Raw genomic sequence first — 13134 nt, 5'->3', positions numbered from 1 at the left:
CCCAGCCGATAAGCGGCCTAGCGTTTCGTTGCGCATGCGGTTTCAATTTCCGCATGCAGTTCGGGGGGAAGCCCAGATGAACGCATCGCCGACAGCCGCCCGCCCATGGACCTTTGCCGGCCTTGCCATCGCCTTGTTCGGGGCGCCGGCGGTAGTCATCCTGTTCAAGCAGGCCGAATTCACCCGCGCTGACTTCGGGGCAACCATCGTTCGCGAGCTGATCATCCTCGCGCTCGTCGCGATCCTGGTCTGGATTATCCGCACGCGCGAAAAGCTGCCGCTGTCGTCGATCGGCCTGAGGCCGCAAAAGATCGTCCCGGCACTCCTGTGGAGTCTGGCCGTGATGCTGGTGTTTGGGGTCGGGATTGCCGCCTGCTTGGCCATCTTCCCGCTAATCGGCCTTAGCTATGGATCGTCCTCGGGACCCGCCGTGCCGATCGGCGTCAGCCTGCTGCTTTACGCCCGCGCCGGGATTGCCGAGGAAATCTTCTACCGCGGTTATGCGATCGAACGGATTGAGGCGCTGACCGGCAGTCGCGCCATCGCCGCCGCCGTGCCCTTATTGATCTTCGCCGGCGGCCATTTCAGCCAGGGGCTGCCGGGCATCCTGATCACCTTCGTCCTCGGCGGCATCGCAACCGCCATCTATCTGTGGAAGCGCAACCTGCTGATCCTGATCATCGCCCATTTCATGGTCGATTTCATTCCCAACGTCCTGTTGCCGCTGATCTTCGGGAGCTGACGCGGTCGGGTTTCGGCTGTTCGAATTTCCTGTCCTACAGCCTTTTCGCCGTGCGATAACGAAGGCCGGCTCTTTGGCATCGTCAACCTGACCAGGATCGCCACGCCCTGCCATCGCTAACTTCACAAAAATGGCGCCTGTCCCCATGCAATTAGTGAAGTTAGCGGCCGACTCGAAAAAACCTGCGGTTCCCCTTATATGGCCCCTGCCAGGGGACCGGGCGGCCGCGGCCCTCGCGCAAGCGGGGGGCGAGGAAAGTCCGGGCTCCACGGAATAACGGTGCCGGGTAACTCCCGGCGGCCCTCGCGAAGGCGGGGGTCAGGGAAAGTGCCACAGAAAGCACACCGCCTGCCTTCGGGCAGGTAAGGGCGAAAGGGTGCGGCAAGAGCGCACCGCGTCGCTGGCAACAGCGGCGGCACGGTAAACCCCACCGGGTGCAAGACCGAATAGGGGCGGCACATGAGCCTGTTCCGGCTCGTCGCCCGGGTTGGTCGCTGGAGGCGAAGGGCAACCTTCGTCCTAGAGGAATGGTCGCCAAGTCCTCGCCAAAGCGGGGATGAACAGAACCCGGCTTACAGGTCCCCTGGCATATCCTCCCCGAGCTTGCTCGGGGAGGGGGACCGCACAAAGTGCGGTGGAGGGGCCGGCTCAGCCTCGCAATTGCCAATCTACCCTAATAGAAAGTTCTCGATGGCTAGACCCACGCGATCCGACGACTGGGGTTTTCCCCGCTGGCGCCCTTACGGCGCCAAGGGCCGCGCCGCGGTCCGCGTCCGGCTATGCGATCGCGAGGGCTGCAATGAAGTCGGCGACCGGCCGGCACCCAAGGCGCCCAACAGCCGCGAGCGATGGATGTTCTGCGAGGCGCACGCCGCCGAGTACAACAAGAACTGGAATTACTTTGCCGGCCTGACCGCCGAGGAAGCCGCCAAGCGCGAGGCCGAGGAGGAGGCGGGGGCCTCCGCCTTCCGCAAGAGCGCCCATTATGCCTGGAGCGGGCCGGGCGACGGCAATCGCAGCCGCGACGAGATGCGCGCGCTCGATGTGTTGGAGCTGGAGTCCGACGCCGATTTCAAGACGGTCAAGGCCAGCTACCGCCGTCTCGCCAAGGAGCATCATCCCGACCGGCACAAGGGCGACAAGGAGGCGGCCAAGCGCTTCCACGCCATCCAGGCGGCATATGAGGTCTTGCGCAAGTCCGAGGAACGTACGACCGGCAAGAAGCTCTAGGGGTTCAGCATGAAAGTGCCGGTCGCCTGCGCGATCGGCCGATCGGGATCGCCGCCATGGGCGACGCCGCGGATGAAGGCGATCTGCCGCGTCAGCTTGTAACATTCGCACCGTGCTATCACGGCCTCGCCCTTCTGCGACGGCCGCAGGTAATCGAGCCTGAGATCGATCGTGACGAGCGGCTGGAAATGGCCCAGCGCCATCCACACCGAGGCGCCGCCGCACGTATCGAGCAGGCTGACGATTGCGCCGGATGCCAGTATCCCTTCCTCCGGGATCCCGACCAGCTCCTCGCGCCAGGGCAGCGCCAGCTCGATCCAGTTTTCGGCGGAATCGCGATATTCCAGGGCCAGCGCCCGGCCATGGCCGACCTTGCGGACATGCTCGAAGAATAGGGCGGGATCGAAGCCCCCCTGGTCTTTGGCCGTCATGCCGCCGCCAGCCGGGCTGCGGTGTCGCGCACCAGGGCAATCATGTTGGGAACGCCCTGGGTGCGGTTGGACGACAGCTCGCGGGTCAGGTTGAACGGATCGAGCAGCGCGCGAATGTCGGTTGCGGCAACCTCGGCCGGCTGGCGGTCCTGCACCGCCGACAGGATCAGCGCCACCACGCCCTTGGTAATCGCGGCATTGCTGTCGGCCAGGAAATGCAGCCGGCCGTCGGGCAGCCGCGTTGGATAGACCCACGTCGAGGAGGAGCAGCCCCGCACCTTGGTCGCGTCCGTCTTCAGCGCCTCGGGCATCGGCTCCAGCTTCCGCCCCAGCTCGATCAGTAACCGGTAGCGGTCTTCGCTGTCGAGAAATTCATATTCCTCGGCAAGATCCGACAGGGCGGGGAGGGCGGTCATGCGATGCCACTTAGGCGGCGCCGCTCGCCTTCGCCAGTGTCAACGGTTGCGAAGGTCGTCGATCTCGCGCGACAGGCTATTTTCCTTGTCGACGGCGATCCGCTCCAGAACGTGAAGGCGCTCTTTCAACTGCTTGACCTCGTCGCGCAGGCGCTCCGTCTCCGCATCGTCCTGCCGTTCGATCAAATTTTGCGAGCGCCGGTTCATGAAGGCGGATCGGTCACCCATCCGGTATCGGATGATGCGTCCGACCGTGAGAACAATGATGACCGCCAAGGCGAATTCAAACGGGTTCACTGGACCTTGTCTCCATTGCCGATGCGCGGCGTGCGCAGCGCTTCGATTTGGGCGGCGGTTTCGAGTCCGCCGTCGGTAACGATCTTTTCGACTACCGCCAGCCTGGCTTCAACATCTTTCGAGTGGGCGACATATTGCGCCGCCTTCTCCGCGGCGTTCAGCGCCTCGATGTCCAACCGCCTTTCGCGCAGGGCAAAGGCGCGCTTCAAAATATAGAATAGCAGCAGTGCCGGAACGGTGATGCAAATGACGATCAGCATGAATTCGGGCGGTTCCATCAGGCATGCCCCCCCTTATCGATCGCCAGCGCGTCGATTTCCTTGGCCAGCCGGTTCGGCTGGTCGGTCACGATCCGCTCGATCGTCTCCAGCCGGTCCTTGACCGAGCCAAGCTCGGCGCGAAGCTGGGCATTCTCGCCGGTCAGCAGCTTGATCCGCTCAACCGCTTCCTGGTCGGTCTTGGGGTGGATCGGGAATCCCCAGCTGTTCTGTAGCGGGTAGCCGTTCTTGATCTTGAGCCAGGTGCTCAAGAGCGAGCCGCCCACACTGACGACGACGATGACAGCGATGAACGGGAAGGCTTTGCCAATGAAATTCAGGATTTCCATCACTTCGGGATCCATGGTGATCTTCCTAGCGTAGGTTGTCGATTTCGTCGGCCAGCTGGCGCGACGGGTCGGTGGCGATGCGCTCGAGCACCTTCAGCCGCTCCTCCAGCCGTCCGACGGTGGACTTGAGCTGCTCATTCTCCGCGGTCAGCGCCTTGGTCGCATCGTCCTGGCCGTGCCGATGGATTACGCCGCCCCATTCGCCTTCGACCGGATAGCCATGCCGGGCGCGGATGGCCGTGGTCATGACCCAGCCGATGGTCGAGATCGCAACGATTGCGATGACAAAAATCGGTCCCCCGAATTCCATGTCCGAAACCCCCTGTTCGTTTGGCTTAGCGCAGCTGCTCGATCTCGCGGGCGAGGCTGCGGTTTTCGGTCGTCACATAGCTCTCGATATCGATCAGCCGGCGATCGATGTCGCGCAGGCGGCTGCGGATATCGCGGGCAGTGCGGGCGGGTGACTGGCGCACGCCCTGCCAGAACCGCTGCTCCTCGCGGTTCTCATAAGCGAGCTCGCGCGGCTTATCGTCGGCGACGAACCCGGCGATGAAATAGAGCGGAAGCACGCTGCCGCCGCTCATGAACATCGCGCCGAGGAACATGATCCGGACCAGCGTGACATCGAGCCCGGTATAGTCGGCGATCCCGGAGCAGACGCCCATGAACTTGCCGTTGCGTTTGTCCCGGTAGAATTTGGTCCGGCTAGGAGGCTGCGTGGTCATTTTGCCAAATCCTCATCGGTCAGCAGGCGCTGCTGGCGGCTGCTGTCGGACAGCGCGTGATTGCGCCAGTTGGGGTTCTCGGCAGTCATGATCCGTTCGATCGAATTGAGACGGTCGTCGAGCCGCCGCGCGGCATCGTGAAGGTCATCGAGCAGCTTCTCGTCCGACCCGGTCAGCGTCGCCGCCGTCTTCCATTTGGTTATGTAGTGGAAAATGATCCACGGCAGACCCAACACACCAGCCAGAATTCCAATTAAAGGTATTAAGTCGTCCACTTATGCCCCCTTGGCCTTGAGTGCCGCCTTCATCGCTTCCAGTTCGGCATCGACCTTGTCGGTCGCGCGAAGATCGGCAATTTCCTCTTCCAGGCTCTTCGGCCCGGTCATTCCCATCGCATCGGCGCGGCCTTCGGCGAAATCGGCCCGCCGCTCAAGCAGGTCGAAGCGCGAAAAGGCGTCCTCCGTGCGGCTGCCGTGCAATATCTCGCTTGCCCGGGCGCGCGTCACCGCACTCTCGATCCGGTTGGCAATGGCATTCTGCCGGGCGCGCGCTTCGCGCAGCTTACCCTGCAGCTTGGCGATGTCCGCCTCATAGCTCTTCAAGGTCTCGTCAATCGAGCTGAGCTCAAGCTGCAGGCTCTCGGCCATGTCGGCCGCCTTCTGCCGCTCGATCAGCGCCGCCTTGGCCAAGTCCTCGCGATCCTTGCTCAGCGCCAGCTCGGCCTTCTCGGTCCAGCTCGACTGCAGCTCGTTGAGGCGCACCAGCGCGCGCTTCATTTCCTTGCTGTCGGCGATCGAGCGGGCGGCCGAGGCGCGAACCTCAACCAGAGTCTCTTCCATCTCCAGGATGATCATGCGGATCATCCGCGCCGGATCCTCGGCGCGGTCCAGCAGCTCGGTAAAATTGGCTGCGAAGATGTCCCGCGTGCGGGAAAAAATGCCCATCAAGTCACTCCAACCACATTCCCTGTCGCGTTTTCTCCTGCAGCCTTCATGCCAAAAATCCGTATCTCCTTGATTTCCGCAAAAAGCGCCAAAAATCGGCAGAAAATTGAGCGAAATATCTTGCCACATGGTGGGAATTGCCACCACATGTTGGCGGATGGAGCGGGCCAATCAGTTCGTCGGTCAAAGCCTTGCGTTCCTCGACGCGGTCGAGCGGGCGAGCCGTGCCGCGCCGCTCAATCGGCCCGTGCTGGTAATCGGAGAACGCGGCACCGGCAAGGAACTGATCGCCGAGCGTTTGCACCATTTGTCCTCGCGCTGGGCCGGTCCGCTGGTGACGATGAATTGCGCTGCCCTGCCCGAAAATCTGATCGAGGCGGAGCTGTTCGGGCATGAGGCCGGAAGCTTCACGGGCGCCGCCAAGACCCGCCATGGCCGGTTCGAGGAGGCGGATGGCGGTACGCTGTTCCTCGACGAATTGGCGACGCTTTCGTCGCCGGCACAGGACCGGCTGCTGCGTGCGGTCGAATATGGCGAGGTGACCCGCATCGGTGCATCGAAGCCGATCTCGGTCGACGTGCGGATCGTCGCCGCAACCAACGAGCATCTGCCCAAGCTGGTCGAGCAGGGCCGGTTCCGCGCCGATTTGCTAGATCGGCTGTCATTCGAGGTCGTGACCCTGCCGCCGCTCCGGGCGCGCAAGGGCGATATCCCGTTGCTGGCTGAACATTTCGGGCGGCGCATGGCGGTCGAACTCGACTGGCCCAACTGGCCCGGTTTCACGGCGCGGGCCCAGGCCGAGCTCGAAGCCTATCGCTGGCCCGGCAACGTCCGCGAACTCCGCAACGTCATCGAGCGCGCCGTCTATCGAGCCGAGGATCCGGAACGCGAGGTCGACGCCATCCAGTTCGATCCATTTGCATCGCCCTGGGTGCTCGACCCCGATCCTGCGGGCGCGGTCGAGGTGGCAACGCATTCGGTGCAGACATTCGCAGTTCCGCCCGAAACTTCAGTTCCGGCGCCGGCGACCACGACCGACGATTTGCGCGGTGCGGTCAACGCCTATGAAAAGGCGCTGCTCGAGGACGCGCTGGCGCGCCATCGCTATAATCAGCGGTCAACCGCCGCTGCCCTGGGGCTCAGCTACGACCAGCTCCGCCACGCGATGAAACGGCATCAACTGGCGCTGACATCGCCTACCTAACATTGTGCCAAATCATGCTATAAGCCGGCGGGGGATGTCATATTGCTGGAGTCGGGAGGTTTTATGAAACTCTCTCCTTTGGTTGTTTTGGCACTTGCTTCGGTTCCATTCGCTGCCAACGCATCCGTGCTGACGGTCGGGGGAGCATATGCTTACTCCTGCTATCAGGCCGCGGATGGCGACGGTTCATCGATGGCTTCGCTGGAAGCCTGTAACCACGCGCTCTCCGAACAGGCGCTCACGTCGCAGGATCGCGCGGCGACCCTTGTTAATCGCGGGATTCTTCGCCTGAGGCGGGCCAATCTGGATCAGGCGGACGCGGACTTCGACGCGGCGCTCAAGCTGGCTCCGAATGAGGCCGATGCCTGGCTCAACAAGGCGATCCTCAATGCGCGCTATCGCAAGAGCGTAGATGCGCTGCCCTATGTCGCCAAGGCGCTGGAAAATAACACCCGTCGCCCGGCCATCGCCTATTTCGTCCGGGCAATGGCCAATGAGGACAGCGGCAAGATCGCCGCCGCCTATCAGGACTATCAACGGGCGAAAGCGCTCGATCCCAAATGGGCGGAACCCAGGTTGGAATTGCAGCGCTTCCAGGTCCGCCAGCCCTAGGCTGGCGAACCTATTCCCAAGCTAGCGCGGTAGCGACTGGAAGCTCGCCATCGCGTAGAGCATCGGGATCGACAGCAAGGTGTTGGTGCGGCTCGCCAGCATGGCGACCCGCGCCGACTTTGCCTTCGTGGCATCGTCCGCCTCGACCAGCCCCAATGCCTTTTTCTGGTTGGGCCAGATCACGCCCCACACGTTGAAGCCCATGATCAGACCCAGCCACATGCCGGTGCCGATCAGCTGGAATCCCGGATGGAAGGTCAGCGCTTCGACCAGATAGCCATTCTGCCAGGCCAATAGCAGGCCGATCAGCATGGTCATGGCCGCCGCCCAGCGGAAATAGAACAGCGCGCTGGGGGCGATATATTTGGACACGCCAGGCTTCAGCTCGGCCGGGATGGTCGGCATCGTCGGGATCTGGACGAAGTTGAAATAGTAAAGCAGGCCAATCCAGGTGATGCCGAAGAAGACGTGCAGCCAGCGCAGCACGACCGCGGCATTCAGGCTGTCGGCATGGAAGCCCATCATCAGGCCGATTGCGGCGACCAGGCCGATCAGCAGCACCAAGTTCAGATTTTCGAGAATCTTGCCCATCATTTTCCCCTTTTGGGTGACCTTGAATCATGCCCCGTGCAGGGCGGTCTACGACCGGGAAGGGGCGAGGGGCAAGACAGTGGCGACGAGCCGTGGACGTGCGGGCTAGGTTTTCAGCCGATAGCCTGTCCTGAACATGATGGTGATGATGGTCATCGGCAACGCGATTGCCGCGGCCATCACCGCCACGCTGGTCCACAGCGGCACGTCGGTGATGCCGAAGAAGGTCCAGCGATAACCCGACACCAGGTAGAGGATCGGGTTTAGGTGAGTGACCGTCCGCCACGGCTCGCCGATCGACGTCACCGAATAGAAGACGCCGCCAAGGAAGGTTAGCGGGGTGACGACCAGCAGCGGCACGACCTGCAGCTGTTCGAAATTCTGCGCCCAGATGCCGATCGCGAACCCGAGCAGGCAAAAGCCGATCGCAATCGCCGCCAGGAACAGCAGCATCAGCAGCGGATGATCGATCGTCACGGTGACGAACAGCGTGGCGGTCGCCAGCGTGACCAGCGCCAGGATGACCGCCTTGGTTGCCGCCGCGCCGACATAAGCGATGACCGTTTCCAGCGGCGAGATCGGTGCCGACAGCAGCTCGTAGATCGTGCCCGTGAATTTGGGGAAATAGATGCCGAAGCTGGCGTTCATGATCGCCTGGGTCAGCACCGACAGCAGGATCAGTCCGGGCACGATAAAGCTGCCGTAGTCGACCCCGGCCATGGCGCTCATCCGGCTGCCGATGGCCGATCCGAACACCAGGAAATAGAGCGAGGTGGTGATGACCGGCGCGACCAGGCTTTGCCACAGGGTCCGGCCCCAACGCGCCATTTCGAAGCGGTAGATCGCCTTGATGCCGTGGACGTTCACGCCGCTTTCTCCTCATGCACCAGGCTGACGAAAATATCCTCGAGGCTCGACTGATGAGTAGCGAGATCCTTGTAGCAGATGTGCAATTCGTCGAGCCTCCGCATCAGGCCCGGGATCCCGGTATGCTCGGCATGGGTGTCGAACCGGTAGCAGAGCGCGTGGCCGTCGTCCTCGACCGCCAAGCCCCATTCTTCCAGACCGGCCGGAAGCTCACCAATGGCCTCGTCCAGCGTGATCTTGAGCGTGCGCTGGCCCATCTGCGCCATCAGCGCCTTCTTCTCGCCCAGCGCCACCAGTTCGCCCTTGCGGATCACGCCGACCCGGTCGGCCATTTCCTCGGCCTCTTCGATATAGTGGGTGGTGAGGATGATGGTGGTCCCGTCGGCGCGGAGCTTCCTGACCAGTTCCCACATATCGCGGCGGAGCTCGACATCGACGCCGGCGGTCGGCTCGTCGAGAAACAAGATCTTGGGCTCGTGGCTCAATGCCTTGGCGATCATCACCCGGCGCTTCATCCCGCCCGACAGTTCTTTCATCTGGGCCTTGCGCTTGTCCCACAAGGTCAGGCGGCGGAGGATATCCTCGATCTTTGCGTCGTCGCGGGGCTTGCCGAACAGGCCGCGCGAAAAGCTAACCGTCGCCCAGACGCTTTCGAAGGCGTCGGTGGTCAATTCCTGCGGCACCAGTCCGATCATCGATCGGGCGGCACGAAAGCCGCTCTGGTTGTCATGCCCGTCGACCATGATCGTGCCGGCGGTCGGGGTGACGATGCCGCAGACGATCGAGATCAACGTCGTCTTGCCCGCGCCATTCGGCCCCAGCAGCGCGAGGATCTCGCCCTTCTCGATATCGAGATCGACGCCCTTCAGCGCTTCGACACCGCCAGCATAGGCCTTCTTCAGCCCCTCTATCTTGATGATCGGATTGCTCATTCGACGGGTCCTGGCTCCAGCGGTTTCGGCTCATCGGTGTTGAGGCCGTGGCGGATCAACATGGGAACGTTGGCAATGGCGAACAACAAGGTCGCCGGGATCGCGCCCCACAGTTTGAAGGCGATCCAGAAATCGGTGGTCGAATTGCGCCACACCGCTTCGTTGACCACCGCCATCACAGCGAAGAATGTCGCCCAGTTGCGGGTCAGCTTGCGCCAGCCTTCCTCGTCCAGGCCAGGATAGGTGCTGCCCAGCACCAGCTTCAGCAGCGGCCGCCCGGTCGCCAGTCCGAAGGCGAGCAGCCCCGCGACCAGCGCATAATAAATGGTCGGCTTGATCTTGATGAAGGTCTCATTGTGCAGCCAGATGGTGAGCCCGCCGAGCACTACCACCATCACCGCCGAGAACAGCAGCAACGGCGAGACGTAGCGGTAGCGGACCGCGGCAAAGACCAGCGCTGCGACCATCGCCGCCATGAATGCTCCGGTGGCGACGAAGATCTTCAGCGCGCCCGGCACCGGTGCCAGGAAGTTGACCAGGAAGAAGACCAGCAGCGGGCCGATATCGATCGCCAGCCGGGCCCAGCCGGTCGGTTCGCGTGCTTGCTGTCCGCTCATGCTGGCAGCCCGGCAATGGCCCGGGCCACCGCACGCGGATCGAATGGCCGCAAATCATCCACTCCTTCACCGACGCCGATGGCGTGGATCGGCATTCCGAATTTCTCCGCCGCGGCGACCAGCACGCCGCCGCGCGCCGTGCCGTCGAGCTTCGTCATGACCAGGCCAGTCACCCCGGCATCGCGGGCAAACACCTCGATCTGGTTGAGCGCGTTCTGCCCGGTGGTCGCGTCGAGCACCAGGATCACGTCGTGCGGCGCTTCCGGGTTCAAGCGCCCCAGCACCCGGCGGACCTTGCTAAGTTCGTCCATCAGGTGCGCCTTGTTCTGCAGCCGCCCGGCGGTGTCGACGATCAGTGCGTCGATCCCGGCCGCGGTCGCCTGCTTGACCCCGTCAAACACGATCCCGGCGGCGTCGCCGCCTTCCTTGCCGCTGATCACGGGCGCCTTGATGCGGTCGCCCCAAATCTTCAGCTGCTCGATCGCGGCGGCGCGGAAGGTGTCGCCGGCGGCCAGCATCACGCCATAATCTTGTTCCTGCAGCAGGTGGCCGAGCTTGCCGATGGTGGTGGTCTTTCCCGAGCCGTTGACCCCGATCACCAGGATCACGTGGGGGCGGGGGAAGCCCCAGACGTCGAGCGGTTTGGCGACGGGCGCGAGGATCTTCTCGATTTCCTCGGCGAGGATGGTACGCAGCCCGCGCTCGTCGAGTTGCTCATACTTCCGTGCGGCGATGCCGTCGCGGATTCGCTTCGACGCCTCGGGGCCGAGATCGGACGCGATCAGCGCCTCCTCGATATCGTCGAGGGTGGCGATGTCGAGCGCCTGTTCCTTGACCAGTCCCGAGATATTCTCGCCCAGGCGGTCCGCCGTTTTCTTGAACCCGCCTGTCAGGCGTTCGAGCCAACTCATTCAAACATCCCGATTAATGTGTCGTTGTCGCGGCCAGTGATCCTGGCCTGGCCGATATCGCCGCGCTTGGAGCCGGCAATGCGGACCGGAGCGAAGTTGTCGCTGTGGCCCTTCTCGCTATTCTCGATCAGCACCGTCTGGCGGGTGCCGACCAGTTCATCCAGCCAGCGCGTGCGCCGCTCCTCGGCTGCATGGCGCAGGCGCGCTGCCCGTGCCTTGACCAGTTCGCGCTCCAGCTGCGGCATCCGCGCCGCCGGCGTGTCGGGACGAGGCGAGAAGGGGAAGATGTGCGCAGCGACAATATCGCAATCGTCAAGCAGGCGCAGCGAGTTGAGCGCTGCTTCCTCGCTTTCGGTCGGAAAGCCGGCGATCAGGTCGGCGCCGATCGTCATATCCGGGCGCGCCGCCTTCAGCTTCGCCACGGTCTCGACCGCCTGGGCACGGCTATGTCGCCGCTTCATCCGCTTGAGGATCAGATCGTCGCCGGCCTGCAGCGACAAGTGGAAATGGGGGAGCAGCCGCGGCTCACCCGCGACCAGCTCCATCAGGGCCTCGTCAATCTCGATGCTGTCGAGCGAGGACAGGCGCAGCCGCTTGAGTTGCGGCAAATCGGCAAGCAACCGCTGGCAGAGAACGCCCAAGCCTTCACCGTAGGATGTGATGTCTACTCCAGTCAGGGCGATTTCCTTCGCGCCGGCGTCCAGCTCGCGCGCTACTGCCTCACGAACTGACGCATAAGGCAAAGACCTGCTCGCCCCGCGCGCCTGCCAGATCGAGCAGAAGGTGCAGCGATGGTCGCAGCCGGTCTGCACCGCGACAAAGCTGCGTACCCGCGCCAGGAATCCTGCCGCGACCGGCGGGGCAGGTGCCGTCATGACGTCACTCACAACGACGCGGTTTTCATTGGAGAAAGCTGCCGCGCGATACTTGTCGGCATTGCCGATGACCTTGGCTACCTCCGGCATCGCCGCGAAGCCCGCGGGATCGAGCTGGGCGGCGCAGCCGGTGACGATGATCCGCTTGTCCGGGCTGGCGCGATGGGCACGGCGGATCGCCTGCCGCGTCTGGCGCACCGCTTCGTTGGTGACGGCGCAGCTGTTGACGATGATCGCGTCATCGCCGGCCAGCCCGCGCATCGCCTCGCTCTCGGCGAAATTCAGCCGGCAGCCGAGGGTGATCGTCTCCGCGCCCATCAGGCGAAGGCCTCCAGGTCGATCTCACCGGTGAACACATGGGTCGCGGTGCCGCGCATGCGGATCTGCTCGCCCGGCGCCCAGGTAACCGTCAGCACCCCGCCGCGCATATGCACCTTGACCGGCGAGCTTGCCTTCTTCTGGACGATTGCCGCGACCGCGGTGGCGCAGGCTCCCGTGCCGCAAGCCAGCGTCAATCCCGAACCGCGCTCCCAGGTACGCAGGTGGACGTCGCCATCTCGCACTGAGGCGATATTGACGTTGATCCGCTCGGGGAAGGCCGGATCATGCTCGATGCTCGGTCCCAGGCTGGTGAGCTCGATCATCCGCTCGTCGTCGACGAAGAACACCAGATGCGGATTGCCGACGCTGAGCGCCATCGGATGCTCCAGCGGCCCCCAGGCCAGCGGCAGCCGCGTCGTATCCATCGGATAAGTCAGCGGTACCTCATCCCAGGCGAAGTGGGGCGGCGGCAGACTGACCTCGACCTCCGCGTCAAACGTCGCACCTTCGACCAGCCCGCCGCCGGTCTCCAGGCTCTTGGCGCCGGTCAGTGCGACGACGCAGCGCGAGGCATTGCCGCAGCTTTCGACCTCGCCCCCGTCGTGGTTCCAGATGCGCATCTTCACATCGGCGGTGGCGCTGGGTTCGAGCATGATCAGCTGGTCACAGCCGATGCCGAGGTGGCGGTCTGCCAGCGCCTTGGCCAGCGCCGGAGTCATCGTCACCGGAGCATCACGCGCATCGATCACGACAAAGTCGTTTCCAAGCCCGTGCATCTTGTGGAATTGCCGCGTCACGCGCGCCGAATTAGG

General features: G+C 63.6%; 20 protein-coding genes and 1 other RNA gene. 5 read left to right on the top strand and 16 right to left on the bottom strand.

Features of this window, described 5'->3' with window-relative positions; genetic code table 11:
• The first annotated feature begins 76 nt into the window (after positions 1 to 76).
• From Q0C64_RS03415 to Q0C64_RS03405, 3 genes are all read left to right on the top strand, one after another.
• Positions 77 to 742, top strand: a complete 666-nt coding sequence (locus tag Q0C64_RS03415; RefSeq protein ID WP_294120822.1) for a type II CAAX endopeptidase family protein — start codon at positions 77 to 79, stop codon at positions 740 to 742.
• Positions 743 to 950: 208 nt separating this feature from the next.
• Positions 951 to 1333: RNase P RNA component class A (gene rnpB, locus Q0C64_RS03410), an RNA gene on the top strand.
• Positions 1334 to 1432: 99 nt separating this feature from the next.
• Positions 1433 to 1972: a J domain-containing protein gene (locus Q0C64_RS03405; protein WP_294120820.1), complete on the top strand. Its 540-nt coding sequence runs from the start codon at positions 1433 to 1435 to the stop codon at positions 1970 to 1972.
• Here Q0C64_RS03405 and Q0C64_RS03400 read toward each other — a convergent pair.
• The 9 genes from Q0C64_RS03400 to pspA are packed head-to-tail and all read right to left on the bottom strand — an operon-like array spanning position 1969 to position 5392.
• A complete protein-coding gene (locus Q0C64_RS03400; RefSeq protein WP_294120819.1) occupies positions 1969 to 2403 on the bottom strand; it encodes a PaaI family thioesterase in 435 nt (144 codons plus the stop codon). The genes Q0C64_RS03405 and Q0C64_RS03400 overlap by 4 nt on opposite strands.
• Complete coding sequence (locus tag Q0C64_RS03395) at positions 2400 to 2819, bottom strand: SufE family protein (RefSeq protein WP_294120818.1); 420 nt, start codon at positions 2817 to 2819, stop codon at positions 2400 to 2402. Before Q0C64_RS03395 ends, Q0C64_RS03400 begins: the two co-directional genes overlap by 4 nt.
• Positions 2820 to 2858: 39 nt before the next feature.
• Positions 2859 to 3116: a hypothetical protein gene (locus tag Q0C64_RS03390; protein ID WP_294120817.1), complete on the bottom strand. Its 258-nt coding sequence runs from the start codon at positions 3114 to 3116 to the stop codon at positions 2859 to 2861.
• Positions 3113 to 3394, bottom strand: coding sequence for a hypothetical protein (locus tag Q0C64_RS03385; protein ID WP_294120815.1), 282 nt, complete (start codon positions 3392 to 3394; stop codon positions 3113 to 3115). Before Q0C64_RS03385 ends, Q0C64_RS03390 begins: the two co-directional genes overlap by 4 nt.
• Positions 3394 to 3738, bottom strand: a complete 345-nt coding sequence (locus Q0C64_RS03380; protein WP_294120814.1) for a hypothetical protein — start codon at positions 3736 to 3738, stop codon at positions 3394 to 3396. The genes Q0C64_RS03385 and Q0C64_RS03380 overlap by 1 nt, the downstream gene beginning before the upstream one ends.
• A gap of 10 nt (positions 3739 to 3748) precedes the next feature.
• Positions 3749 to 4033, bottom strand: a complete 285-nt coding sequence (locus tag Q0C64_RS03375; protein ID WP_294120813.1) for a hypothetical protein — start codon at positions 4031 to 4033, stop codon at positions 3749 to 3751.
• Positions 4034 to 4058: 25 nt separating this feature from the next.
• On the bottom strand, positions 4059 to 4448 hold the full coding sequence (gene pspC, locus Q0C64_RS03370; RefSeq protein WP_294120812.1) for an envelope stress response membrane protein PspC: 390 nt from the start codon (positions 4446 to 4448) through the stop codon (positions 4059 to 4061).
• Positions 4445 to 4723 (bottom strand): envelope stress response membrane protein PspB, encoded by a 279-nt coding sequence (gene pspB / locus Q0C64_RS03365; protein ID WP_294120810.1) that lies wholly within the window; start codon positions 4721 to 4723, stop codon positions 4445 to 4447. The genes pspC and pspB overlap by 4 nt, the downstream gene beginning before the upstream one ends.
• Positions 4724 to 5392 (bottom strand): phage shock protein PspA, encoded by a 669-nt coding sequence (pspA, locus tag Q0C64_RS03360; protein WP_294120809.1) that lies wholly within the window; start codon positions 5390 to 5392, stop codon positions 4724 to 4726.
• Between the two features lie 157 nt (positions 5393 to 5549).
• Between pspA and pspF the strand changes: the two genes are divergently transcribed.
• Complete coding sequence (gene pspF, locus Q0C64_RS03355; RefSeq protein WP_294120829.1) at positions 5550 to 6596, top strand: phage shock protein operon transcriptional activator; 1047 nt, start codon at positions 5550 to 5552, stop codon at positions 6594 to 6596.
• Between the two features lie 192 nt (positions 6597 to 6788).
• A complete protein-coding gene (locus Q0C64_RS03350) occupies positions 6789 to 7208 on the top strand; it encodes a hypothetical protein (protein WP_294120807.1) in 420 nt (139 codons plus the stop codon).
• Positions 7209 to 7229: 21 nt separating this feature from the next.
• Here the strand turns inward: Q0C64_RS03350 and Q0C64_RS03345 are convergent, their stop codons facing one another.
• From Q0C64_RS03345 to dapF, 7 genes are all read right to left on the bottom strand, one after another.
• Positions 7230 to 7799, bottom strand: coding sequence for a urate hydroxylase PuuD (locus Q0C64_RS03345; protein WP_294120805.1), 570 nt, complete (start codon positions 7797 to 7799; stop codon positions 7230 to 7232).
• 105 nt (positions 7800 to 7904) lie between these two features.
• Positions 7905 to 8666, bottom strand: a complete 762-nt coding sequence (locus tag Q0C64_RS03340) for an ABC transporter permease (RefSeq protein ID WP_294120804.1) — start codon at positions 8664 to 8666, stop codon at positions 7905 to 7907.
• Complete coding sequence (locus tag Q0C64_RS03335; RefSeq protein ID WP_294120803.1) at positions 8663 to 9598, bottom strand: ABC transporter ATP-binding protein; 936 nt, start codon at positions 9596 to 9598, stop codon at positions 8663 to 8665. Before Q0C64_RS03335 ends, Q0C64_RS03340 begins: the two co-directional genes overlap by 4 nt.
• Entirely contained in the window at positions 9595 to 10215 is a 621-nt protein-coding gene (locus Q0C64_RS03330; protein ID WP_294120802.1) for a septation protein A, read from the bottom strand. Before Q0C64_RS03330 ends, Q0C64_RS03335 begins: the two co-directional genes overlap by 4 nt.
• Positions 10212 to 11126: a signal recognition particle-docking protein FtsY gene (ftsY, locus tag Q0C64_RS03325; protein ID WP_294120801.1), complete on the bottom strand. Its 915-nt coding sequence runs from the start codon at positions 11124 to 11126 to the stop codon at positions 10212 to 10214. The genes Q0C64_RS03330 and ftsY overlap by 4 nt, the downstream gene beginning before the upstream one ends.
• Entirely contained in the window at positions 11123 to 12322 is a 1200-nt protein-coding gene (mtaB, locus tag Q0C64_RS03320) for a tRNA (N(6)-L-threonylcarbamoyladenosine(37)-C(2))-methylthiotransferase MtaB (protein WP_294120828.1), read from the bottom strand. Before mtaB ends, ftsY begins: the two co-directional genes overlap by 4 nt.
• Positions 12319 to 13119, bottom strand: coding sequence for a diaminopimelate epimerase (dapF, locus tag Q0C64_RS03315; protein WP_294120800.1), 801 nt, complete (start codon positions 13117 to 13119; stop codon positions 12319 to 12321). The genes mtaB and dapF overlap by 4 nt, the downstream gene beginning before the upstream one ends.
• Positions 13120 to 13134 lie beyond the last annotated feature (15 nt).

Origin of the sequence: Sphingomonas sp. (assembly GCF_023266535.1) — a bacterium.
Classification (GTDB): domain Bacteria; phylum Pseudomonadota; class Alphaproteobacteria; order Sphingomonadales; family Sphingomonadaceae; genus Sphingomicrobium.
Note: the sequence above shows the minus strand (reverse complement) of the source record. Positions and strands in the feature narration are given on the sequence as shown.